The sequence below is a fragment of the Pseudomonas sp. ASL4 genome, from assembly GCF_056680395.1.
On sequence record NZ_CM155280.1, the window covers coordinates 1,815,001 to 1,836,477 of the forward strand.

Annotated in this window: 16 protein-coding genes and 2 rRNA genes (1 of these 18 only partly in view); 9 read left to right on the forward strand and 9 right to left on the reverse strand. The window is 58.9% G+C overall.

Annotated elements, in window-relative coordinates; genetic code table 11:
* From AC1MEW_RS08245 to AC1MEW_RS08265, 5 genes are all read left to right on the forward strand, one after another.
* Positions 1–1,758: ribosomal RNA gene (locus tag AC1MEW_RS08245) — 23S ribosomal RNA — on the forward strand (it extends 1,134 nt beyond the left edge of the window).
* A 173-nt stretch (positions 1,759–1,931) separates the two neighbouring features.
* Positions 1,932–2,047, forward strand: a 5S ribosomal RNA gene (gene rrf, locus AC1MEW_RS08250).
* Positions 2,048–2,197: 150 nt separating this feature from the next.
* A complete protein-coding gene (locus tag AC1MEW_RS08255) occupies positions 2,198–2,857 on the forward strand; it encodes a paraquat-inducible protein A (RefSeq protein WP_201206729.1) in 660 nt (219 codons plus the stop codon).
* Positions 2,844–3,467 (forward strand): paraquat-inducible protein A, encoded by a 624-nt coding sequence (locus AC1MEW_RS08260; RefSeq protein ID WP_201206727.1) that lies wholly within the window; start codon positions 2,844–2,846, stop codon positions 3,465–3,467. The genes AC1MEW_RS08255 and AC1MEW_RS08260 overlap by 14 nt, the downstream gene beginning before the upstream one ends.
* Positions 3,460–5,763: a PqiB family protein gene (locus AC1MEW_RS08265; RefSeq protein WP_201206725.1), complete on the forward strand. Its 2,304-nt coding sequence runs from the start codon at positions 3,460–3,462 to the stop codon at positions 5,761–5,763. The genes AC1MEW_RS08260 and AC1MEW_RS08265 overlap by 8 nt, the downstream gene beginning before the upstream one ends.
* 184 nt (positions 5,764–5,947) lie before the next feature.
* Here AC1MEW_RS08265 and mksF read toward each other — a convergent pair whose 3' ends face one another.
* The 3 genes from mksF to mksB are packed head-to-tail and all read right to left on the reverse strand — an operon-like array spanning position 5,948 to position 10,753.
* A complete protein-coding gene (mksF, locus tag AC1MEW_RS08270; protein WP_201206723.1) occupies positions 5,948–8,788 on the reverse strand; it encodes an Mks condensin complex protein MksF in 2,841 nt (946 codons plus the stop codon).
* A complete protein-coding gene (gene mksE, locus AC1MEW_RS08275; protein WP_201206721.1) occupies positions 8,785–9,486 on the reverse strand; it encodes an Mks condensin complex protein MksE in 702 nt (233 codons plus the stop codon). The genes mksF and mksE overlap by 4 nt, the downstream gene beginning before the upstream one ends.
* On the reverse strand, positions 9,476–10,753 hold the full coding sequence (mksB, locus tag AC1MEW_RS08280; RefSeq protein ID WP_201206719.1) for an Mks condensin complex protein MksB: 1,278 nt from the start codon (positions 10,751–10,753) through the stop codon (positions 9,476–9,478). The genes mksE and mksB overlap by 11 nt, the downstream gene beginning before the upstream one ends.
* A 220-nt stretch (positions 10,754–10,973) precedes the next feature.
* Here mksB and AC1MEW_RS08285 point away from each other — a divergent pair, with 220 nt between their 5' ends.
* Positions 10,974–11,714: an energy transducer TonB gene (locus AC1MEW_RS08285; RefSeq protein WP_201206802.1), complete on the forward strand. Its 741-nt coding sequence runs from the start codon at positions 10,974–10,976 to the stop codon at positions 11,712–11,714.
* The gene (gene rimI / locus AC1MEW_RS08290; protein WP_480425997.1) at positions 11,707–12,159 is read left to right on the forward strand and encodes a ribosomal protein S18-alanine N-acetyltransferase; all 453 of its coding nucleotides are present in this window, start codon (positions 11,707–11,709) and stop codon (positions 12,157–12,159) included. The genes AC1MEW_RS08285 and rimI overlap by 8 nt, the downstream gene beginning before the upstream one ends.
* Positions 12,160–12,303: 144 nt before the next feature.
* Here the strand turns inward: rimI and AC1MEW_RS08295 are convergent, their stop codons facing one another.
* Positions 12,304–12,708 carry a serine kinase/phosphatase gene (locus AC1MEW_RS08295; RefSeq protein ID WP_201206715.1) on the reverse strand — a complete coding sequence of 135 codons (405 nt, stop codon included), beginning with the start codon at positions 12,706–12,708 and terminating at the stop codon, positions 12,304–12,306.
* A gap of 183 nt (positions 12,709–12,891) precedes the next feature.
* Here AC1MEW_RS08295 and can point away from each other — a divergent pair, with 183 nt between their 5' ends.
* The gene (gene can, locus AC1MEW_RS08300; protein WP_123514497.1) at positions 12,892–13,536 is read left to right on the forward strand and encodes a carbonate dehydratase; all 645 of its coding nucleotides are present in this window, start codon (positions 12,892–12,894) and stop codon (positions 13,534–13,536) included.
* A gap of 6 nt (positions 13,537–13,542) precedes the next feature.
* Here the strand turns inward: can and AC1MEW_RS08305 are convergent, their stop codons facing one another.
* The 4 genes from AC1MEW_RS08305 to AC1MEW_RS08320 form a co-directional block, all read right to left on the reverse strand.
* Complete coding sequence (locus AC1MEW_RS08305) at positions 13,543–14,067, reverse strand: SET domain-containing protein-lysine N-methyltransferase (protein WP_201255208.1); 525 nt, start codon at positions 14,065–14,067, stop codon at positions 13,543–13,545.
* 182 nt (positions 14,068–14,249) lie between these two features.
* Positions 14,250–15,422: a hypothetical protein gene (locus AC1MEW_RS08310; protein WP_480426000.1), complete on the reverse strand. Its 1,173-nt coding sequence runs from the start codon at positions 15,420–15,422 to the stop codon at positions 14,250–14,252.
* A 155-nt stretch (positions 15,423–15,577) separates the two neighbouring features.
* Positions 15,578–17,275, reverse strand: coding sequence for an acid phosphatase (locus AC1MEW_RS08315; RefSeq protein WP_480426002.1), 1,698 nt, complete (start codon positions 17,273–17,275; stop codon positions 15,578–15,580).
* A 294-nt stretch (positions 17,276–17,569) separates the two neighbouring features.
* Entirely contained in the window at positions 17,570–18,988 is a 1,419-nt protein-coding gene (locus AC1MEW_RS08320) for a TIGR00366 family protein (protein WP_201255210.1), read from the reverse strand.
* 182 nt (positions 18,989–19,170) lie between these two features.
* Here AC1MEW_RS08320 and AC1MEW_RS08325 point away from each other — a divergent pair, with 182 nt between their 5' ends.
* Positions 19,171–20,568: an aminotransferase-like domain-containing protein gene (locus tag AC1MEW_RS08325; protein WP_322269652.1), complete on the forward strand. Its 1,398-nt coding sequence runs from the start codon at positions 19,171–19,173 to the stop codon at positions 20,566–20,568.
* Here AC1MEW_RS08325 and panB read toward each other — a convergent pair.
* The gene (gene panB, locus AC1MEW_RS08330) at positions 20,553–21,371 is read right to left on the reverse strand and encodes a 3-methyl-2-oxobutanoate hydroxymethyltransferase (protein ID WP_480426004.1); all 819 of its coding nucleotides are present in this window, start codon (positions 21,369–21,371) and stop codon (positions 20,553–20,555) included. The genes AC1MEW_RS08325 and panB overlap by 16 nt on opposite strands.
* Between the last annotated feature and the right edge of the window lie 106 nt (positions 21,372–21,477).

The window sequence follows — 21,477 nt, forward strand, 5'->3', positions numbered from 1 at the left end:
AACCATACACCGAAGCTACGGGTATCACTTAGGTGATGCGGTAGAGGAGCGTTCTGTAAGCCTGTGAAGGTGAGTTGAGAAGCTTGCTGGAGGTATCAGAAGTGCGAATGCTGACATGAGTAACGACAATGGGTGTGAAAAACACCCACGCCGAAAGACCAAGGTTTCCTGCGCAACGTTAATCGACGCAGGGTTAGTCGGTCCCTAAGGCGAGGCTGAAAAGCGTAGTCGATGGAAAACAGGTTAATATTCCTGTACTTCTGGTTATTGCGATGGAGGGACGGAGAAGGCTAGGCCAGCTTGGCGTTGGTTGTCCAAGTTTAAGGTGGTAGGCTGGAATCTTAGGTAAATCCGGGATTCTAAGGCCGAGAGCTGATGACGAGTGTTCTTTTAGAACACGAAGTGGTTGATGCCATGCTTCCAAGAAAAGCTTCTAAGCTTCAGGTAACCAGGAACCGTACCCCAAACCGACACAGGTGGTTGGGTAGAGAATACCAAGGCGCTTGAGAGAACTCGGGTGAAGGAACTAGGCAAAATGGCACCGTAACTTCGGGAGAAGGTGCGCCGGTGAGGGTGAAGCATTTACTGCGTAAGCCCATGCCGGTCGAAGATACCAGGCCGCTGCGACTGTTTATTAAAAACACAGCACTCTGCAAACACGAAAGTGGACGTATAGGGTGTGACGCCTGCCCGGTGCCGGAAGGTTAATTGATGGGGTTAGCTAACGCGAAGCTCTTGATCGAAGCCCCGGTAAACGGCGGCCGTAACTATAACGGTCCTAAGGTAGCGAAATTCCTTGTCGGGTAAGTTCCGACCTGCACGAATGGCGTAACGATGGCGGCGCTGTCTCCACCCGAGACTCAGTGAAATTGAAATCGCTGTGAAGATGCAGTGTATCCGCGGCTAGACGGAAAGACCCCGTGAACCTTTACTATAGCTTTGCACTGGACTTTGAATTTGCTTGTGTAGGATAGGTGGGAGGCTTTGAAGCGTGGACGCCAGTTCGCGTGGAGCCAACCTTGAAATACCACCCTGGCAACTTTGAGGTTCTAACTCAGGTCCGTTATCCGGATCGAGGACAGTGTATGGTGGGTAGTTTGACTGGGGCGGTCTCCTCCTAAAGAGTAACGGAGGAGTACGAAGGTGCGCTCAGACCGGTCGGAAATCGGTCGTAGAGTATAAAGGCAAAAGCGCGCTTGACTGCGAGACAGACACGTCGAGCAGGTACGAAAGTAGGTCTTAGTGATCCGGTGGTTCTGTATGGAAGGGCCATCGCTCAACGGATAAAAGGTACTCCGGGGATAACAGGCTGATACCGCCCAAGAGTTCATATCGACGGCGGTGTTTGGCACCTCGATGTCGGCTCATCACATCCTGGGGCTGAAGCCGGTCCCAAGGGTATGGCTGTTCGCCATTTAAAGTGGTACGCGAGCTGGGTTTAGAACGTCGTGAGACAGTTCGGTCCCTATCTGCCGTGGACGTTTGAGATTTGAGAGGGGCTGCTCCTAGTACGAGAGGACCGGAGTGGACGAACCTCTGGTGTTCCGGTTGTCACGCCAGTGGCATTGCCGGGTAGCTATGTTCGGAATAGATAACCGCTGAAAGCATCTAAGCGGGAAACTAGCCTCAAGATGAGATCTCACTGGGACCTTGAGTCCCCTGAAGGGCCGTCGAAGACTACGACGTTGATAGGTTGGGTGTGTAAGCGCTGTGAGGCGTTGAGCTAACCAATACTAATTGCCCGTGAGGCTTGACCATATAACACCCAAGCAATTTGCTTGCTTCGAGCTGAAAAGCGAAAGAGCACCAGATTGCGGTGTGTGAAGACGAAACGAACCGAAAGTTCGAGACACTCACAAAACACCGAGATCTATCACATACCCATTCGCTGGAGCGTACTCCGTAAGGAGAACGACCTGGCTACCGAATTTCTTGACGACCATAGAGCATTGGAACCACCTGATCCCATCCCGAACTCAGCAGTGAAACGATGCATCGCCGATGGTAGTGTGGGGTTTCCCCATGTGAGAGTAGGTCATCGTCAAGATTAAATTCCGAAACCCCTATCTGCGTATGCAGGTAGGGGTTTTGTTTTGCCCGAAGAAAAGCATGGCTTCGACAGCCGCACAAATTTGCACAGTTATTTTCGATTCAGAACACTAGAATAGGCCCACCTTTTTCGGAGCCAGAGCCTTTTATGCCAGATCCGGTTGACGCCTCACGGCTGTCAGATTTACCGCTGGACGACTTGGTGGCGTGTCACGAGTGCGACCTGCTGATGCGTAAGCCCGAACTCGCCCATGGCGAGAAAGCCCTCTGTCCGCGCTGCGGTTATGAGCTCTATGCCCATCGGCACAATGTCGTTCAACGCAGCCTCGCCTTGGTCATCGCCGCACTGTTGTTGTATGTCCCGGCGAACTTTTTACCCATCATGCAGCTCAATCTACTCGGGCAATCGTCGCAAGACACTGTCTGGAGCGGCGTTGTAGGCCTGTTCGATACCGGTATGCAAGGCGTCGCGGTGGTTGTGTTTTTGTGCAGCATGGGAATCCCGCTGCTCAAGTTACTCTGTCAGTTGGCGGTGCTACTCAGCATTCGTTTCAACATCGGGCGCAGTTACGGTTTGTTGCTCTACCGCATTTACCACCATCTTCGGGATTGGGGGATGCTCGAGGTTTACCTCATGGGCGTGCTGGTAGCGATCGTCAAGCTGGCAGATATGGCAGCCATCACCGTAGGTCTTGGCCTGGCGTGCTTTATCAGTTTGTTGTTGGTCCAGGTCTGGCTGGAGGTTGTGATGTCGCCTCATCAGATCTGGCAGGCTTTGTCAGGAGAAGATGCCCATGCGGGCGATTGATGCAGGCATTCTGATTTGTACCGAATGCCATGAGTTGAACAAGCAGGAAGCCGACACCGATGAGCAGGTGTGCACCCGTTGCGGTGCATTGGTTCACGCCCGTCGTCCGAACAGCTTGATGCGCACCTGGGCATTGCTGATCACCGCCGCGATTCTTTACATCCCGGCCAATGTGCTGCCGATCATGACCGTCAGCTCACTCGGCAAGGGTGATCCCAGCACCATCATGTCTGGCGTGATCCAACTGGTTCAGCACGGCATGATTCCAATCGCGGCCGTGGTTTTTATTGCCAGCATTCTGGTACCAACGTTCAAACTCGTGGGTATCGCATTACTGCTGTTTTCGGTGCAGCGTCGCCAGCCACTGTCGGCACGCCAGCGGATTGTGATGTACCGCTTTATCGAGTTCATCGGCCGTTGGTCAATGCTGGATATCTTTGTGATCGCCATCCTGGTGGCGGTCGTGAATTTCGGACGGCTTGCCAGCGTCGAAGCCAATCTTGGCGCCATCGCCTTCGCCAGTGTGGTGATTCTGACGATGCTTGCCGCAGTTACTTTCGATCCCCGACTGATTTGGGATAACACGGAGTCGGACGACGACCATGACTGATTTGCCTACAGCGAAAACCCGACCGGCCTCGAACTGGTCAGCTATCTGGGTACTGCCACTGATCGCCCTGATCATCGGCGGCTGGCTCGGCTGGCGTGCCTACAACGAAACCGGTATCGAGGTTCAGGTGCGTTTCGAAAGCGGCGAAGGCATTCAGGCCAATAAGACCGAAGTGGTCTACAAAGGCATGTCGGTCGGTAAGGTGAAGACCCTCAAACTCGATGACGACGGCAGCTCCAAAGGAGTGATCGCCACGGTCGAGATGAACAAGGACGTGGAGCAATACCTCAAGACCAGTACGCGCTTCTGGCTGGTTAAACCGAGCGTGAGCCTGGCCGGTATCACCGGTCTCGAAACCCTAGTGTCGGGCAACTACGTAGCCATCAGCCCCGGTGAAGGCGAGCCGGCCCGCAAGTTCAAAGCCCTGGCTGAAGAGCCGCCGCTGTCGGACTCCAAACCCGGTCTGCACCTGACCATCAAGGCTGATCGTCTGGGCTCTCTGAATCGCGGCAGCCCAGTGTTCTACAAGCAGATCAAAGTTGGCCAGGTCAAAAGCTATCTGCTGTCCGAAGACCAAAGCACGGTCGAGCTCAAAGTCTTCATCGAGCCTACCTACGCCAGCCTGGTGCGCAAACACACGCGCTTCTGGAACTCCAGTGGCATCAGCATCGACGCCAATCTGTCCGGTGTGAAAATTCGCAGCGAGTCCCTGGCCAGCATCGTCGCCGGCGGCATCGCGTTTGCCACTCCGGAAAACCGCAAGGACAGCCCGCCCACCGATCCGAGCCTGCCGTTCCGTCTGTATGAAGACTTCGATGCGGCGGCTGCCGGTATTCGGGTCAAGGTCAAACTCAGCGACTTTGAAGGCTTGCAGGCTGGCCGTACGCCCGTGATGTACAAAGGCATCCAGGTCGGCAATCTGAAAGCTCTGAAGATCGATCCGGACTTGTCGGGTGCCACCGCTGAATTGACCCTTGACCCGTTGGCTGAAGATTACCTCGTCACCGGGACTCAGTTCTGGGTGGTCAAGCCGTCGATCTCGCTGGCGGGTATCACCGGTCTCGAAGCCCTGGTCAAAGGCAACTACATTGCCGTGCGCCCGGGCGACAAGGGCAGCGCGCCGCAGCGCGAGTTCGTGGCCCGGGCCAAGGCTCCGCCCCTGGACCTGCGCTCGCCGGGCCTGCACATGGTGCTGTTCACCGATAATCTCGGCTCCCTGGAGGTCGGTAGCCCGATTCTCTACAAACAGGTCAAAGTCGGTTCGGTCCAGAGCTATCAGTTTTCCAAGACCAAAAAACAATTGATCATCGGCGTTCACATCGAGAAGGAATACGAGGGGCTGGTCAACGCCTCGACGCGGTTCTGGAATGCCAGCGGCATTACGCTCAGCGGTGGTTTGACCGGCGGAATCCAGGTCAAAAGTGAGTCACTGCAAAGTCTGATGGCCGGCGGTATTGCTTTCGAAACCCCGGAAGCCAAGGCGCCGTTGCAAAAGAAAATCCCGCGCTTCCGTTTGTTTGCCAGCCATGACGAGGCAAACCAGAAAGGCGCCGTGGTCACCATCAAGGTCGATCGCGCTGATGGCCTGCGCAGCGGTACGCCGATTCGCTTCAAAGGGCTGGATGTCGGCAAGATTGAAGACGTCGACCTCAGCGATGACCTGCAGTCGGTGATGCTGACCGCGCGGATTACCGAAGTACCGGAACGCATCGCGCGGGAGGGCAGTCAGTTCTGGGTGGTCAAGCCTGAGCTGGGGTTGATCAAGACGTCGAACCTCGAAACCCTGGTCACGGGTCAGTACATCGAAGTGCAGCCGGCCGCGAAAAACCTCGGCCCGCAGAAAAACTTCGTGGCGCTGGCCAACCCGCCGGAGTCCGCCAAGGTAGAAGCCGGGTTGAGTCTGGTGTTGAGCGCGGCGCGTCGTGGTTCGCTGAAAACCGGCGTGCCGGTGACGTACCGTGAAATCACCGTCGGCAAGGTAATCGGTTATGAATTGGGCCAGACCGCGGATCGTGTGTTGGTGCACATCCTGATCGAGCCGAAGTACGCGCCATTGGTGCGCAGCGGCACGCGGTTCTGGAACACCAGCGGTTTTGGCTTTGATTTTGGATTGTTCAAAGGCGCGACGGTGCGGACCGAGTCGCTGGAGACGCTGATCCAGGGTGGTATCGCTTTTGCCACGCCGGAGGGTGAGCGCATGGGCAGTCCGGCCCGGCCAGAACAGACGTTCCCGTTGTTCGACAAGTTTGAAGATGAATGGCTGACCTGGGCGCCGAAGATTTCCCTCGGTAAGTAGTTTATTGGCGGCTGTGCTGCCGCCATCGCGAGCAAGCTCGCTCCCACAGTGGATTTGTGTCGAACATAAAACCTGTGGGAGCGAGCTTGCTCGCGATGGGGCCCTCAAAACCACCGAAAAGCCTTCAATAAAAAAGGCCGCGATCCAATGGATTGCGGCCTTTTTTCGTCTCTAACGGTTTAAATCAAACCGCATCCAGCTCCGGCTCATCGGCTTCAACGTTCAAAGTCGGCTTCACTTCATCATGCCGACGAATGTACTTCCAGTCCGCCTCATCAATGTAGATCCCGTTCGGCCCGCTACCACCTTCCAGGTCAATCGCCACACTGGCGCAAACCTGTGGCTTCACACTCGCCAGGATCGGCACGAAGCCCAGTTGCAGACTGGTTTCCAGCAGCGCTGCCTGGTTTTTCTCGTCGATGTCCGCCGCCTCGTCGAGGTAGTACGGCAGACGCACGCGACCGGCCTGGTCGCGGTCCATCAAGTGCAGCAACAAATACATGTTGGTCAGCGCCTTGATGGTCATAGTGGTGCCGTTGGACGCCGCGCCGTCGATGTCGGTGTGAATCACCGGTTGACCGTTGACCTTGGTGATCTCGAACGCAAGCTCGAACAAGTCCTTGAGGCCGAGCTGGTTGTGGTTTGCCGCCACCAGCCGCGCCAGGTATTCCTTGGCTTCTTCGTTCTTGTTGTCTTGATCGGCGCTTTGGCTCAGGTCAAACACAGAAAGGGTTTCGCCTTCTTCGTATTGGCCGGCGCTGTGGATGATCTGGTCGATGTGCTTGAGGGCTTCCTTGTTCGGCGCGAGCACGATGCGGAAGCTCTGCAGGTTGGAGACCTGACGCTTGTTGATCTCGCGGTTGAACAGCGCCAGTTGATGCTCGAGGCTGTCATAGTCGCTGCGGATATTGCGCAGGGTCCGGGCGATGTCGGTGACCGCTGCACGGCGCGCCTTGCCGAGGGTCAGCGCTTCGTCGGTGCGGTGCGCGTACGCGTTGATCAGCAATTGCAGGCGACGTTCCATGTCGTCTTCGCTGTCGAACTTGGCCACGCCCTTGAGACGGACCTGCGCATACAGCGCTTCGATCTGACCATCGCTGCGCTGCAAACCCTGCCAGCTGTCCTGGTAGTCGTTGAGCAACGGCAACAGGTTGTCCATGGAATCGTCGATCGGGTCCATGAACGGTGTGCCGAACGGCATGTCTGCCGGCAACAGCTGACGGCGGCGCAGGGCGTCGTCGAGGGTGCGTTGCTTGGCTTCCATGTCGCCGATCTGCCGGCCGACCAGTTGCAGCTTGGCCGACAATTGCTGGACGCGTTCGGTGAAGGCGTCGCTGGAACGCTTCAACTCTTCCTGCGCCGCTTCCATCTGCGCCAATTGCTCAAGCTTGTCGTCTTCCTCGGCGCTCAAGGTTTGCGCGCGGCGGAAATCTTCCAGGGCTTTCTGCGCATCCAGCACTTGCTGGTACAACGCTTCGGTCTGGGTCTTGCTCGCCGCGCGGTCAGCGACCACGGCAGCCTGGGTTTTCAGTTGCTTGAGCTCTTTTTCCAGACGCTCTTTCTGATCGCGCAAGGCTGCGCGGTCGGCCAGGGCTTGCAGGGCTGGCGGCTCGATGTGCGAGATGTCGATGGACAGCCCCGGCACCTCGAAACGTTCGCCTTTGAAGCCGTCTAGGATCAGCTCCAGGGATTTGACCCACTGACCGTCCTCGTCCAGCGTAATCCCGTGCTCGCCCAGCGGCAGGCTGAACAGCGCGCTGTTGAACAGGCGCATCAGGCGCTCGACGTCCTGTTGCGAGAACTCTTCTCGCAGTCGGGCGTAGCTGTTGTTGTCGGCGTGATCGAGTTGCTGCTTCACCGACTTCAGGCGTTTTTCCAGATCCCGCAGACGTTCTTCCAGGTCTTCGGCGCTGAACTGCCGGGACTGGGCCAGTGCACCAGCCAGTTCATCGTGCGCATCCTTGGCCGCCAGCAGTTGCTGCTCCAGGACTTTGACGTCAGTGACCAGCGCGAAGCGATGCTTGAGCACCGACAACTCGCCGAGCCAGCGCTGGATTCCGGTGATTTCCCGCTCCAGGCGCATCAGCTCTTGCGTACCGCCACGCTGATCGTTTTGCAACGCGTCCTGCTCGCCGCGGTAATGCTCGGCCTGGATGGTCAGCTCTTCCTTGCGCGCACTGGCGTAGTCCGACCAGGTGCCGAGCAACGAATCGAGCAACGGCGAGATGCGGTGCAACTTGCCGCGCAGGATGTTGCGCTGGGTAACGCCTGAGGCCAACGCTTCAACCAGCGGGCCGGCGGTGACCAGCGAGTTGTAGTCCTGCTCCATGCGTCGTACATCGCGGAAGGCTTCTTCGCACGCAGCGATGTAGTCGACGCTGCCGGAACGCAGGCTGTGTTCGAAGGCGTCGAGGAATAGTTGCTTGAGCTTGGCCGCGGTGATTTCGCGCATGTGCAGCAGGTTGATGAACAACGCGCGGAAAGTCTTGAGGCTCTGTTCGCTGGTGGAACGCAGCGGGATCAGGGTCAGGTCTAGCGGAATAGAAGTGTGGCCGCCGACCAGCAAACGTCGCAGTTCATCTGGCTTGAGTTCGTAGGCTTTCAGGCCCTCTCGCTCAAGGTTGGTGAACAACTCTTTCTGGCGCAGGCAGGTGTCGTTTTTCTGGTAATGGGCCAGATCCAGTTTGCCGGCGTAGGCAAAGAACTGGTGACCGAACCCACCACCCGGGCCGCGACCGACCACGCCGATCACGTGCGGACCATGGGGCAGCGAGACTTCGACCAGGATGTAGCTGGTGTCCGAGGCGAAGTAGAAACGCCGGGATTGTTCCAGGCTGTACTTGCCGAAACTCATGTCCGACATGCGCGCCAGGATCGGGAACTGCAAGGCGTTGATCGACGCGGATTTACCAAGGTTGTTCGCGCCGTAGACCGACAGCGGCTCTTCCAGCGGGAACAGCCCGAGGCTGTAACCGGCGGTGTTCAAAAGGGCGAAGCGGCGAATGCCGTAGCGTTCCTTGCTCATGCGTCGGTCTCCTGTTCTTCGGCAATGGCGCGGGCCATGGCGTCTTCTTCGCTTTCTTCCGCGAAGTCACTGAGGTCCAGCGGGTCATCGGTTTCCAGCAGCTTTTCGTCGCTGTCATCATCGATCAGCACCGGCGCTGGCAGTGGCAGCACGCTGTGCAGGCTGGCCGCCAGATCGCGGTCTTGCTGGACTGACAGGCAAACGTCGAGGAAACGGTGCATCGGCGGCAGGAAACGGTAGATGCCGTTTTCTTCGCCGGCAAAACCGAGTTGGGTCATGCGGCGCATGATTTTTTCTTCGAGTTCTTCGACGGTCTGCACTTCGGCCTGGATGAACAGGTCGCGATACTTCTCCAGCAACGATGGCAATTCATCACGACCGAGGCTGCCACCGTCGAGCACGGCGACCGGATCGCGGCCCTGATCCGCCAGATGCTCGACGAGGATGAAAGTGAACAACGCCAGACGCTGAGCGGTCTTGTTCACCGCTGCAGCGGCAAGGTCTGGCACAAAGTAGTAGAAACCACGGGTGTCGCAGACCAGTTCAAAACCCAACGCCTTGAACAGCGTGCGGTACTGGTCCTGGAAGTTCGACAGTTGTGCGTACAGCTCCGGATCTCGGCGGCTGACGTGATAGCCCTTGAACAGCTCGCGAAAGATCGGCGCCAGCTGGGACAGTTCGTTTAGATCAAGATGCATTTGGGATGCTCGCGGAATCCTCGGCGGCGGTGTCGCCGGCCGAGAGCAGGGCGAAGGAGCGCAGGCTGACCTGGTGCTCATGAGTGTGGTAATCGCGGCGTTCCAGACGCTCGCGTTTGAAGCGTTTTTCCCGTGACAAGCGCGAGAACCAATACAGCAATTCGTCGGTAGCGCCGTCCGGTTCCTGCTCCAGCAGCCAGGTCATCAGGTCCGGCATCGGCAACGCGTCTTCACAGCGTTCGAGCATTTCCCGAACCGTGCGTGGCGCGCGCGGGGCTTCGCCTTTCTGGGTTTTGTGAGCCTTGGGGAAACGCGCCGGTTTTGGCTCGAAACGCGCCAGGGCGTAGACATAGGCTTCGACCTGACTGGCACTGCCGAGGAAGGTGCTTTGCGGACGCGTGAACATTGGCATCGCGGCTTGCGGCACCGCATCAATGCCTTTACGGCGGATGGCCGACAGGGCCAGCGCTGCGCCACGGGTTACGGCGTTGTGGCGGCGGGCTTCTTCACGCAGCGGCAATAGCAGTTCGCGGGCATGACGCAAGGTCAGTTGGGCGCTGGTCTGCATTTCGAGGATGCGTGCGTGGGTGCGCAGCAGCATGTCGTCATCGACCAAGTGGCCGAGGCGCTGCTGTTCGGTGAGCATGCGCAGCAGAACGTTTTCGACTTTGCGCACGCCTTGCTCGAAGGCGCCGTCGGCGTTCACCAACTGGATCATCGGTTCGACGTATTCGTCCCAGGTCGCCAGTACTTCGGCGTAACGCTGACGCAGCGGGATCTGCCGGTCGCTGGTCTTGGCCCGCTCGGCAACGGCCACCAGGGCCTGTTCGTCGTTGGCGAGTTTCTTCAAAACGTCCCGCACGCGCATGTCGAGCAAGCGCAACTGGCGCGCCAAATCGTGGCCGTCGCGGATGTCGAACGCGTCCTGGATATAACCGGCCAGGCGCTCGAGATGGCGCAGATAGGCTTCGATTTCCAGGCACAAGCCCAAACGGTGCTCACGGCGCAGGTAAGCGAGGAAGTCGTGGATCTGCGCATTGAGCTCGAAACGGTTCGGGCTTTTCGCCACGGGCACCAGAATGTCGAGGCGGATCCACACGTCCAGCAGGCTGGTGATGTCCTGCGGTGTACTGTCCAGTTGCTGGGCGGCCAACTGTGAACGCAGTTCGTTGAGGCTCAAAGTGCCTTGGTCGAAGTGCTCGCACAGTGGCTCCAGAAGTGCCCAGTGTTCAGCGAGGGCGCGCAAGACGCGCTTGGGTTCGATCATCGGGATGGCCGGCTGGTTGACGATTAAAAGCGGCGATTGTACTGCATCGCGCCTGTTGCGATTCACTCTCGGGACGGGCTGTCGCTGTTTCTATGGGTAAGAGTATCGATCAAGCGCGGGCGATCTTCGGCGAAGGGCGGTAGAATCAGCGCACTATTAGTTATCCACAAGTGGCCGACCTTTGCTTATCGAGTCTCGCCGCCGCGCTTATTTGACCGCCATGCAGGTGGTCAATTGGCTGCCGCGCACCGAATTGCCCTTTGCTGCGCCCTCGCGCCCCGAACTGCTGGAGGCGCTTGAGCCGTTGGTCATCGCCCCGGTGGCGCCGGCTCCAGTGGCTGAGACGCCCGTGGAACCGCTGGTCAAACCGGCCGAACGGGTGAAAATCGAGGTGCCGCGGCCATCGCTGGCCAGCACACGCACCAACGCCAAGGTTGAAGAAGAGGCGGCGCCGGTCGCCATCAAGGCGCCAGTTGTGCCGCCGCCGCGTTTCGCCCTGCAATTGTTGCGGGCCGGGCGCTGCCTGCTGTTGGTGGAGTTACCCACAGGCGAAACCTTCCAGACCCGCGATCCCGCCTATATGTTGCTCAAGGACATGCTGCGTGCCGCCGGTCTGCCGGACAGCCCGCAAATTGTCGGCGAGCCGGTGCGCTGGCCGCTGTTGTCTCGCGGCACCATGGATCAAGGCCCGGAAGCCGCTCGCGATTTCGTGCAAGGTTTCCTCTCGGCCCGGCTCGAAGACGCCCCGTGCGTCTGCCTGTGGCTGATTGGTTTGCCGGCGGTGCGGTTTGCCGGTGAGGCGAACGCCGAATCCTTCAACCGTGAACTCCAGGTCGAAGGCCTGGGCTCGGTCTGGGCCCTGCCGGGTCTGGAATTATTAATGGAAGAGCCACAGCGTAAGGCTGATGTCTGGCAAGCCATGCGTCGGCTGATGGCGCGCTGGAAAGAATCAAATGATTGATGCTGTATCGTTCCGCCCGATGACCGAGGCGGACATGGACGCTGTACTGAAAATCGAATACGCGGCCTATAGCCACCCGTGGACCCGCGGAATTTTTCTCGATGGCCTGGGCAAGTACCAGATCTGGCTGATGTTCGAAGGTTCGCAGCAGGTCGGGCATGGCGTGGTGCAGATCATTCTTGATGAAGCGCATCTGCTGAACATCACCGTCAAACCGGAGAATCAGGGCCGTGGCCTGGGTTTGACGTTGCTGGAACACTTGATGTCCCGGGCGTATGACGCCAAGGCACGCGAGTGTTTCCTGGAAGTGCGTGACAGCAACCGTGGGGCGTTTCGGTTGTATGAGCGGTATGGGTTTAATGAGATTGGACGTCGTCGGGATTACTACCCGGCGGTGGGTGGGCGTGAAGATGCCGTCGTTATGGCCTGCACTTTGGTCGACTGAACACCAATCCCCTGTAGGAGCTACCGAAGGCTGCGATCTTTTGATTTTTCTGTCTCTCAAGATCAAAAGATCGCAGCCTTCGCCAGCTCCTACAGGGAAATCCGATCAATCAAATAGATCGGCGGTGTTAGTCCAAAAAATTGATCAACGATTCCCGTCAACCGGATCGCGATTCGCCATTTCCGCCTCATCCAACCCATTCCCGCCGCCAATGTCCTCCTCATCGACGATGCTTAAATCCCAATCGGCCGGTTCCCCTTCGCCTGCCTCGTGGGCATCCCGTGCGCCATCTTCACGGATCAGGGTTTCCGGGCTCATGTCATCGTCGGTAGACTCATGGTCGTCGGTCGAAGCACCGGTCATGCCGGCTTCACGGACACGTTCGCGGGGCATCAGTCGCTCGCGTTCATTTTCCGGCAACTCGTCACCGATTTTTGCGCTGGGTTCTTCCTCGTCGAAATCCAGCTCATGCATCGAGCCCATGCGGTCTTCGTTGTCGTCGATGGGCTCGGGTTGCACCGCATCGTACGGACGTCGTGATTCAGTCATGGCAATTCCTCATACTGTGGGCCTTACTAAGGTGGACCCACTGGGTTGCCGAGAATTCCCCCGGCATGGAGCTGCGGGCTAGCTGGTGTAAACATCAGGGCATCAGGGGTATCTGCATCGCGCGCGTGACCCCGACGGGCGGTCGTCTGTCAAAGCTGCGCATCATTCTTGAGGCTTCATTGCATGAACGAATTACAAGATCTGATTGATAACAACGAGCGCTGGGCCGACGCGATCACGAAAGAAGATCCTGATTTCTTCGCCAAGCTGGCGCGTCAGCAAACCCCGGAATACCTGTGGATCGGTTGCTCCGACGCCCGGGTGCCGGCGAACGAGATCGTTGGCATGCTGCCCGGCGACCTGTTCGTGCACCGTAACGTCGCCAACGTGGTGCTGCACACCGACCTTAATTGCCTGTCGGTGATTCAGTACGCGGTGGACGTGCTTAAGGTCAAACACATCCTGGTCACCGGCCACTATGGCTGTGGTGGCGTGCGTGCGTCTATGCAGGACCGTCAATTGGGCCTGATCGATGGCTGGTTGCGCTCGATTCGCGATCTTTATTATGAAAAGCGCGAAGAGCTGGCCAAGTTGCCGACCGAAGAGGAGCGGGTCGACCGCCTCTGCGAGCTCAACGTGGTCCAGCAAGTGGCCAACGTCGGTCACACCAGCATTGTGCAAAACGCCTGGCATCGTGGGCAAAGCCTGTCGATCCACGGTTGCATCTATGGCATCAAGGATGGTCGCTGGAAAAGCCTGAACGCCACGATCAGCGGCTTCGAGCAACTGCCGCCGCAGTATCGCTTGCGTCCAGTCGGGGCGTTGTAACGTCTTTCAACACAGACTTCGCCGACGCCAGTGCAGTAAAAACAGCTGGCCGTCGGCGTTGGGTGGCTCATCGTAGCCGGTGATCCAGCCGCGACAGTCCGCCGAGCCACACTGGCAGGCGAACTGGCGCAGCAGTTTGTCTTCGGTCGCGGCGTAATCCATTGTCAGCCTGTCGCCGTTGTTAATGTCCTTCAGTGCCCATAACCACAGCTCGCTCATATCGAGAAACACGTTCGGGTCGCAGGAGTGACTTAGCAGCCCGCAAAAGCGCGGGTCGTAGACGTGGATGCCGGGAGCCAGTTGCCGTGTATGCGCACAGCGATAAGGCAGCAGATGCCCTGAAGCCCGGCAGATTCGGCTGATGCGTGGAAATGACCGACGTGCCACCACGGCCTCGGCTGAGCCTTGGGCGTCGCAGATGATTTCAAAGTCGGCCCTGGAAGGAAATCCAAGGCGAATGGGTAATTCTGCAAAGGGATAGATGCCATCGGGTGTTGGCATTCGCATCCCGTCCAACGTTTGGGTTTTCATAACGATCCTTGTCGGCAAGGTGTTGCGACCTCTGAAAGCTGACGCTCCTGTCAGCCCTGCAACAGTTGGGTATGCCTCAAGCCTCTCGCAAATCAATCATTCGGTCTACTGTCAGAACTGACAGGCGAATAGTGCGCTTTTGCGCGTCAGCCATGGCTCACGCGCAAAAGGCTTTTATCGTTTCAAAGGTGCGGTTCAGGGATCGCCGCTGCGGGTGCCGGGGCTTGCAGCTGTTGGAGCTGGGACTTGACCGGTGGCGTGGCGCATTTGGCTGCCGCGTCTGCCGGCGTCAGGTTACGGACCGAGGTGTAGAACAGCTCACAGGTTTTTTCTTTCTGGGTCACTTGCCAGGTCTGGGTGCAGCTATTGAGCAGGGCACTCGGATCACTGCCCGGTTTGCTGCCCATCCCGGCTTGCCAGCAGGCAGCGCTCAAATCCTGGCCCATGACTGTCAGGCCTGCGGCATCCGCCTTGGCCTGGGCATCCGGACCGGTGTAGCTGGCCGGGTCGGCGGCGTACCAGATGTAACTTGGATGGTTGGAACCCAAGACCGGCACTTTTACGCCAGCGCTAGGGCTGATGGTTGCCAGGCCCAACACATTTACGGTCACCCCGTATTGCTGCTTGATCCAGTTACGCACCGGCGCACCGAAGGCGACCATTGGCAATGTTGCGCCTTTGGCGTTCTGGCTGACTTCCTTGACCATGGTGGTCTGGTAGTCCTTGAAGTAGTCGTAAACACCTTCCAGATCCTTGCCCGCGTTGGACGGCGCGGCAATTGGCGCGATGTCGATGATGGTTTGATAGGCCGGTGTCTGGGCGGCTGGAATACCGTTGTCGACCAGCAGCGTGGCCCAGCGATCGGTCGTGGCCGACTCCAGGTAATCCTGGGCCTGGGTCAACGAGTAATCCGGCGGGAAGTGCAGCAGCTCGACACTTTTGCGGTTTTCCAGCGCCATGCCCAATGGCAGGAACAGATACCAGCTGTAAGCCCACTTGCCGTCGGCGTTGAGTTTGCTGGCGCCGTTGTAGGCCAGATCCCCGGCATCGAGCAGCGCTGCCAGGGGTTTTTCATACCCATTGGGTACGCCGCTGATTTCGGCGTAGAGCTGATCGTTATCGGTTTTCACCAGGACTTTGGCGGCGCTGTAACCATCGCGCTGCACGCTTTGGGTCAGGTAATGCTCGACGGTCTGCTCCAGCGTCCAGTTGCGAAAGCAGATTACGTTGCAGTTGTTGGGGTAAGCGAAGAGTCGGGTGACGCGCTCGGTGCTGCCCAGCTTGAGATCGACATCGGCGTGGGCGGCGGCACTCAGGGTGAGGGCGGCGAGGGTAAGTCCTGCGAGTTTGAACATGCTCAGATCCTTTTCAGCGTGGGCCCTCGTAGGCGGGGCGCCTCCATACTGAAACCAGATGTGTCGAGCGGTCCAGTACCCACGCAAAAAATCGCAGCCGATGACATTCCCCCGTAAGAGTTGCCGAAGGCTGCGATCTTTTGATCTTCAATCAATCAACCCGGAAAATGCAGAGCGTTGGTCAAATCCCCCATCGGCTTCTGGCCCCGGGCGATCATCGCGTCATCACGCATTTTGATCCCGTCGAGGGTTTCCAGTTGAAAGGTGCGAGTGATCAGCCGCAGGATCGAAGCGGTGTCATACACCGTGTGATCCACCGTGCCCTTGCGCGAGAACGGTGAAATTACCAGGGCCGGAATACGCGTTCCCGGGCCCCAGCGATCGCCTTTGGGCGGGGCAACGTGGTCCCACCAGCCGCCGTTCTCGTCGACGGTGATCACCACCACCATGTTTTTCCATTGCGGACTTTGCTGCAGCACTTTCAGTGCGCGGACGATATGCCGGTCGCCCGACGCGATGTCGGCGTAACCGGCGTGCATGTTCAGGTTGCCCTGGGGTTTGTAGAACGTCACCGCGGGCAGCTTGCCGGCTTCGGCGTCGGCCAGGAACTTGTTGGTGCTCGACTCATCGCCCAAACCGCCATCGCGCAAGCGCTTGGTGCGCTCGGCCGGGTTTTCCGGACCTTGGCGCTTGAAGTAGTTGAACGGCTGATGGTGGTACTGGAAATTCGGGATCTTCGGAATGGCGCCCGAATCCTTGTACTCCTCGATCGTGGCTTGCCATGCGCCGCCGTACCAGGCCCAGTCGACATTCTTTTTCGAGAGCTTGTCGCCGATGTGGTCGTGGGTTTGTGGTACCAGCACGCTCGGCAAAGGTTTGGCGTAGTCCGGGCGCTCGGGATCGCGGATCCAGGTCGGCCAATAGGGCGGCGCCATGGTGTTTACCGCGTAGCCATCCGGCGTCAATAGGCTTGGGCCGAACTGCGGCGGGCCAGTCATGGCGCTGGCGGGCGAGGCGTCCAGCGGCTTGAGGCGATTGTCGGTCGGGTCATCGCTTTGCAGCGTGGCGATCTGCGGCTTGGCGATCGAATTGGCAGCATCCGGGTAGAACGGCACCTGGGCGCTGATCAGGTATTGATGGTTCAGGTACGAGCCACCGAATGCCCCCTGGAAGAAGTTGTCGCAGAGCACGAACTCCTTGGCCACATCCCACAAACGCAATGAATAACGAGTCTGGGCGTAATGGCCCATCGTCAGGCCACCGGAGTCGGCCCAGGCGACAAAGCGGTCGTTCTTGCCGCCGTTGATTTGCATCTGGTTCTGATAGAACACGTGCCACAGGTCGCGGGTCACCAGACTCAGCGGCAAGTCTTCGCCTTGCGGGCCTTTGAGGGCGTACGGCGCATTCGGCAGGTGTTCCTGAAATTGCGTACCGGCGGGGTAAATCACGCCATCGAGGGTTTGCGGGCCAACTTGGTTAATGCCCCCCCAAACCGGCGGCAAGGTCGACAGCGCGCTGCCGTCGCGATCCTGCTGCGCGCCTTCCTCCGGCTTGAGCGCCGACAGCGGTTTTTCGACGCCCGGGAAGTCGGCAAACAAGTTATTGAAGCTGCGGTTTTCGCCGTAGATCACCACGACGTTTTTGACGTTTTCTTGCAGGGCTTTATCCAGCTCGGCAGGTGTCAGCGAGCGTTCAACCGGTTTGCCGGAACTGTCCCCTTGATTACCACAAGCACTCAGCGTTGCACCGACACCCAGTACGGCAACACCGCCAAGGAAGCGGCGGCGACTGGTATCCGTGGGTTGATCGGCTTCGGAGGAGGGGAGGTCGTTTCCGTCTTTGTCGTCGTTCATTCCAATTCCTTTTTCGCGAAATTGTTGCAATGTATTTCGGCGGGACGCTAGCAGCGCGATGTGACGGGGAGGTTACACGATGTCGGATCTGATCCGCAGTTGCATGCCTGACACAAAACCCGTGGCGAGGGAGCTTGCTCCCGTTGGGGCGCGAAGCGGCCCTGATATCAGCAACCGTGTTGTTTCAGGAGAAACGAGGTGGGCGCGTTACGACTGCTTCGCAGCCGAGCGGGAGCAAGCTCCCTCGCCACAGAAGCGGCGTTCATCGTAGAACCGATGAACGCCTGAGAGTATTTAAGGCATCACCGGCGCCGTATAAACCAGCGTCGTCCCCAACGCCCACAGCAGAAACAACACCAGAGGCGTGTGCACCAGCAACTGCACGAACGAAAACCCGATCAAGTCCCGCGCCTTCAACCCCAGCACGCCCAGCAGCGGCAGCATGTAGAACGGGTTGATCAGGTTCGGCAGGGCTTCGGCGGCGTTGTAGATTTGCACCGCCCAGCCCAGGTGGTAGTTGAGGTCAGTGGCCACTTGCATGACGTACGGCGCTTCGATGATCCACTTGCCGCCGCCCGACGGGATGAAGAAGCCGAGAATCGCCGAGTACACACCCATCAACAACGCGTAGGTGTCGTGGGACGCGATCTGTACGAAAAAGGTTGAGATGTGGTGGGCGAGGGTCTGGGCGTCAGCGCCTTTGACGGTGGTCATCAGTGCAGCAATTGAACCGTACAGCGGGAACTGGATCAGCACGCCAGTGGTGGTCGGCACCGCCCGGGACACCGCATCAAGGAAGCTGCGCGGGCGCCAGTGCAGCAGGGCGCCGAGCATCAGGAACAGGAAGTTGTAGGTGTTCAACCCAGAGATCGCGCTGATCGCCGGTTTGGTCGAGAACTCATGAAACAGCCAGCCGCCGGCCAACAACACCAGCAGAATCGTCAGCAATGGGCTATGTTCCAGCCATTCGCCGGGACGCGTTCGTGGTTGCAGCGGTGGCAGGTTGAAACTCGGGTCGATGCCGCAGGCCTTGGCGTCACGCGCGGTATTCGGGCCGGGCGCGGTGGCGTAGGCAATGATCAGCGAGACCACAATCAGCGCCAGCAACAGCACGCCGGACTGCCAGAGAAAGATCGTTTGAGTAAACGGGATGACCCCGGTGATCGATAGAATCGACGGCGGCAGGCTGGCCGGGTTGGCCTGCAATTGCGCGGCGGACGAGGACAGCCCCAGCGCCCAGACAGCGCCAAGCCCCAGATAAGCCGCCGCACCGGCCGCGCGGTAATCCATTTTCAGATCGGTGCGGCGGGCGAGGGCGCGTACCAGCAAACCGCCGAACACCAGCGACAGTCCCCAGTTGAGCAACGACGCGACCATCGAAATCAACGCGACCCAGGCTACGGCGGAGCGGCCGTTTTTCGGGATTCGCGCCAGGCGATCAATCAGCTTCACGGCTGGCGGTGAACTGGCGACCACATAACCGCCGATCACCACGAACGCCATCTGCATGGTGAACGGGATCAGACTCCAGAACCCGTCACCGAACGCCATGGCGGCGTCGGTGGGTTTGGCGCCCATGGCCATGGTCGCCACGGCGACGATGATCACTGCAAGGGCTGCGAATACCCAGGAATCGGGGAACCAGCGCTCGGCAAAACTTGAGCAGCGCAGGGCAAAACGGGCATAGCGGCTATCGTCGATATCAGCGGCCACGGGTGTACCTCGGATTTTTATGATTATTGTGGTGTTCCGGGCCGCAAAGGCCCGTCTGGTCAGGTGCCAACAGTAAATCAATCGAGGTTTTTTTGCGGGGCTGTTTTGCTGTTTTGTGCGGATTGCGTCATGTCCACCAAGGGAGGATGCTGCGCCGTGCCCAACCTCAGGAATGACCACGATTGAACAAGGACAGTGCTTTCGCCTACCAGGCCGTGTATCGCTATCTGGTCGAGCTGATTGACTCGGCCAGGACTGACGGCGAGTTAAAACTACCGTCATTGCGCCAGTTGGCGTTGCGCCTGAATGTCTCGGTATCCACCACCAAATATGCCTATGCCTTGCTTGAGGATGCGGGGCGCGTCTTTTCCCGACCCAAACTTGGCTACTTCTGCCCTGCGACTGCGATGCAACCCCCGGCACCGGCCGACAATCTGCTCGACAACGTTTACGCCTACGCGCGCCAGCCTGGCATGCTGGCGCTGTGCAGCGATGCGCCGTCGATGTTGCTGTCCCTGGAAAATCCACTGCTGATGATCGAACGCGAACTGGCGCGCCAATACCCGCGTTCGGCCGTGCCGTTGTATCAACCGTTTGGCGAGATCGAGTTGCGCACGGTATTGGCTGAGCGCTACACCCGTTCGACCGAACATTACTGGCGGCCGGAACAGGTGTACATCGGTGCCGACCTGCGCAGTGTCTTGGACATGTCGCTGGCCGCGCTGAACCTGCACGGGAGCGTGGCGTTGGTCGAGTCGCCGTGTTCCTGGGCGATTTTGCGGCAGTTGCACGCAGCGAATATCCGGGTAATTGAGGTGCCGCTGAACACCGACGGGCGCTTCGACCTGCAACAGATACACGAGGTGTTGCAGCGTGAGCCTGTGGCGTTGGCAGTGCTTTCTTCGACGGTGAACATTCCCCACGGCAGCCTCATGGCGGCGGCCGACAAACAACAGTTATGTGAATGGTTGAGTGAGCGCAATGTTTGGTTGTTCGAAAACGACAGCTACGGCGAATTCGGTTTCTTTGCCGAGCAGTCGCGCTACCGTGATTTCGCCAACCCCCAACGGCTGCTGGTGTTTTCCACCATCGATAAGGTCATCGGTTCGGAAGCACCGTTCGGCTATGTGCTGATTCGTGGACAGGAAGCGGCGATGCAGCGTCAGTGTCTGGACCGGGCCTTTCGCCTGTCGCCAATCCGTCAAAAAGCCCTCGCCCGTTTATTCAGCTCGCGACGTATCGATCAGCACACACAGGTGTTGCGCGGCCTGTTGGCTGGGCGCATGGCGCAGATGACTCGTCTGCTACAAGAGCACGCCGCCGACCAACTCAACGTGGTGGCGGCAGCCGGGGGCGCGACGCTGTGGGTGCAATCAGTTCACCCGGTGGACATGCGCCGGGTGTACGAGCGTCTGTTGGCCAAACGCATCGTGATCGCACCCGGAGCGCTGTTCAGCCAGCAGGGGTTGTGGGGTGATTGCCTGCGCCTGAGTTACACCGTCGACTGGAGCAAGGACATCGGCCAAGCAGTGAAGTCGCTGGCCGAGGCGATTGATCAGGAGCTTCAGCTGACGCCATAACAATGCTGCATCTGCGGAAACTGGCCGCTGCGCACTTCATCGGCAAAACGCTCGAAGGCCTGGCTGATCAGTGCGCCGACGTCCGCATAGGGTTTGACGAAGCGAGGCACATAGTCGCCGCCCAGTCCCAGCACATCCTCGGTCACCAACACTTGCCCGTCGCAGGCTGGCGAGGCGCCGATGCCAATGGTCGGCATCGGCGAGAAATCGCTGATGCGCCGGGCCAACGGTTCGGCCACACCTTCCAGCAACAAGCTGAACGCGCCGGCCGCGAGGTGCGCGCGAGCATCTTCCTCGATGGCCGCTGCGGTCGCATCATTCAAACCTTGAGTCTTGAAACCGCCCATGACGTTGACGTATTGCGGCATCAGGCCGATGTGCGCCATCACCGGAATGCCGCGCTGCACCAGGAACTCCACGGTGCTGGCCAAGGCCTTGCCGCCTTCGAGCTTGAGCGCATCGCAGCCTGTGCGGGCCAGCACTTCGGCGCAATTGCGGTAGGCCTGTTGCGGCGATTCCTGATAACTGCCGAACGGCATGTCGGCAATCACGCAGGCCTGCCGGGTGCTGGCCACCACCGCGCGGGTATGGCCGATGATTTCTTCCAGGCTCATGTCCAGGGTCGAGGTACGACCGTAGCCGACCATGGCGGTGGAATCGCCGATCAGCACGAAGTCGACAAACGGGTCCATCAACTCGGCCATCGAGCGGGTGTAGGCGGTCAGCGAGACGATTTTCTGTTGGCCTTTCATCGCTACCAGTTGGGGAACGGTCAGGCGTTTACTGCGGTTATGGCTGCTCATGGCGGCTTTCCTGTGGATTGGAAAGTGCCCGATTATTGGTGTCGCGCCAGTGAATTCAATGCACAGAGAACCGCTAAAAACCAACCCAGGGGCCTGATCGGGTTGT

Excerpts from the sequence above, each read along its gene's own strand:
- mksB (WP_201206719.1), bottom strand. The coding sequence starts at position 10,753 with ATGATCGAACCCAAGCGCGTCTTGCGCGCCCTCGCTGAACACTGGGCA.
- can (WP_123514497.1), top strand. The coding sequence starts at position 12,892 with ATGAACGAATTACAAGATCTGATTGATAACAACGAGCGCTGGGCCGAC.
- AC1MEW_RS08255 (WP_201206729.1), top strand. The coding sequence starts at position 2,198 with ATGCCAGATCCGGTTGACGCCTCACGGCTGTCAGATTTACCGCTGGAC.
- AC1MEW_RS08310 (WP_480426000.1), bottom strand. The coding sequence starts at position 15,422 with ATGTTCAAACTCGCAGGACTTACCCTCGCCGCCCTCACCCTGAGTGCC.
- AC1MEW_RS08260 (WP_201206727.1), top strand. The coding sequence starts at position 2,844 with ATGCGGGCGATTGATGCAGGCATTCTGATTTGTACCGAATGCCATGAG.
- AC1MEW_RS08285 (WP_201206802.1), top strand. The coding sequence starts at position 10,974 with ATGCAGGTGGTCAATTGGCTGCCGCGCACCGAATTGCCCTTTGCTGCG.
- rimI (WP_480425997.1), top strand. The coding sequence starts at position 11,707 with ATGATTGATGCTGTATCGTTCCGCCCGATGACCGAGGCGGACATGGAC.
- panB (WP_480426004.1), bottom strand. The coding sequence starts at position 21,371 with ATGAGCAGCCATAACCGCAGTAAACGCCTGACCGTTCCCCAACTGGTA.
- mksE (WP_201206721.1), bottom strand. The coding sequence starts at position 9,486 with ATGCATCTTGATCTAAACGAACTGTCCCAGCTGGCGCCGATCTTTCGC.
- AC1MEW_RS08265 (WP_201206725.1), top strand. The coding sequence starts at position 3,460 with ATGACTGATTTGCCTACAGCGAAAACCCGACCGGCCTCGAACTGGTCA.
- AC1MEW_RS08295 (WP_201206715.1), bottom strand. The coding sequence starts at position 12,708 with ATGACTGAATCACGACGTCCGTACGATGCGGTGCAACCCGAGCCCATC.
- AC1MEW_RS08315 (WP_480426002.1), bottom strand. The coding sequence starts at position 17,275 with ATGAACGACGACAAAGACGGAAACGACCTCCCCTCCTCCGAAGCCGAT.
- mksF (WP_201206723.1), bottom strand. The coding sequence starts at position 8,788 with ATGAGCAAGGAACGCTACGGCATTCGCCGCTTCGCCCTTTTGAACACC.
- AC1MEW_RS08305 (WP_201255208.1), bottom strand. The coding sequence starts at position 14,067 with ATGAAAACCCAAACGTTGGACGGGATGCGAATGCCAACACCCGATGGC.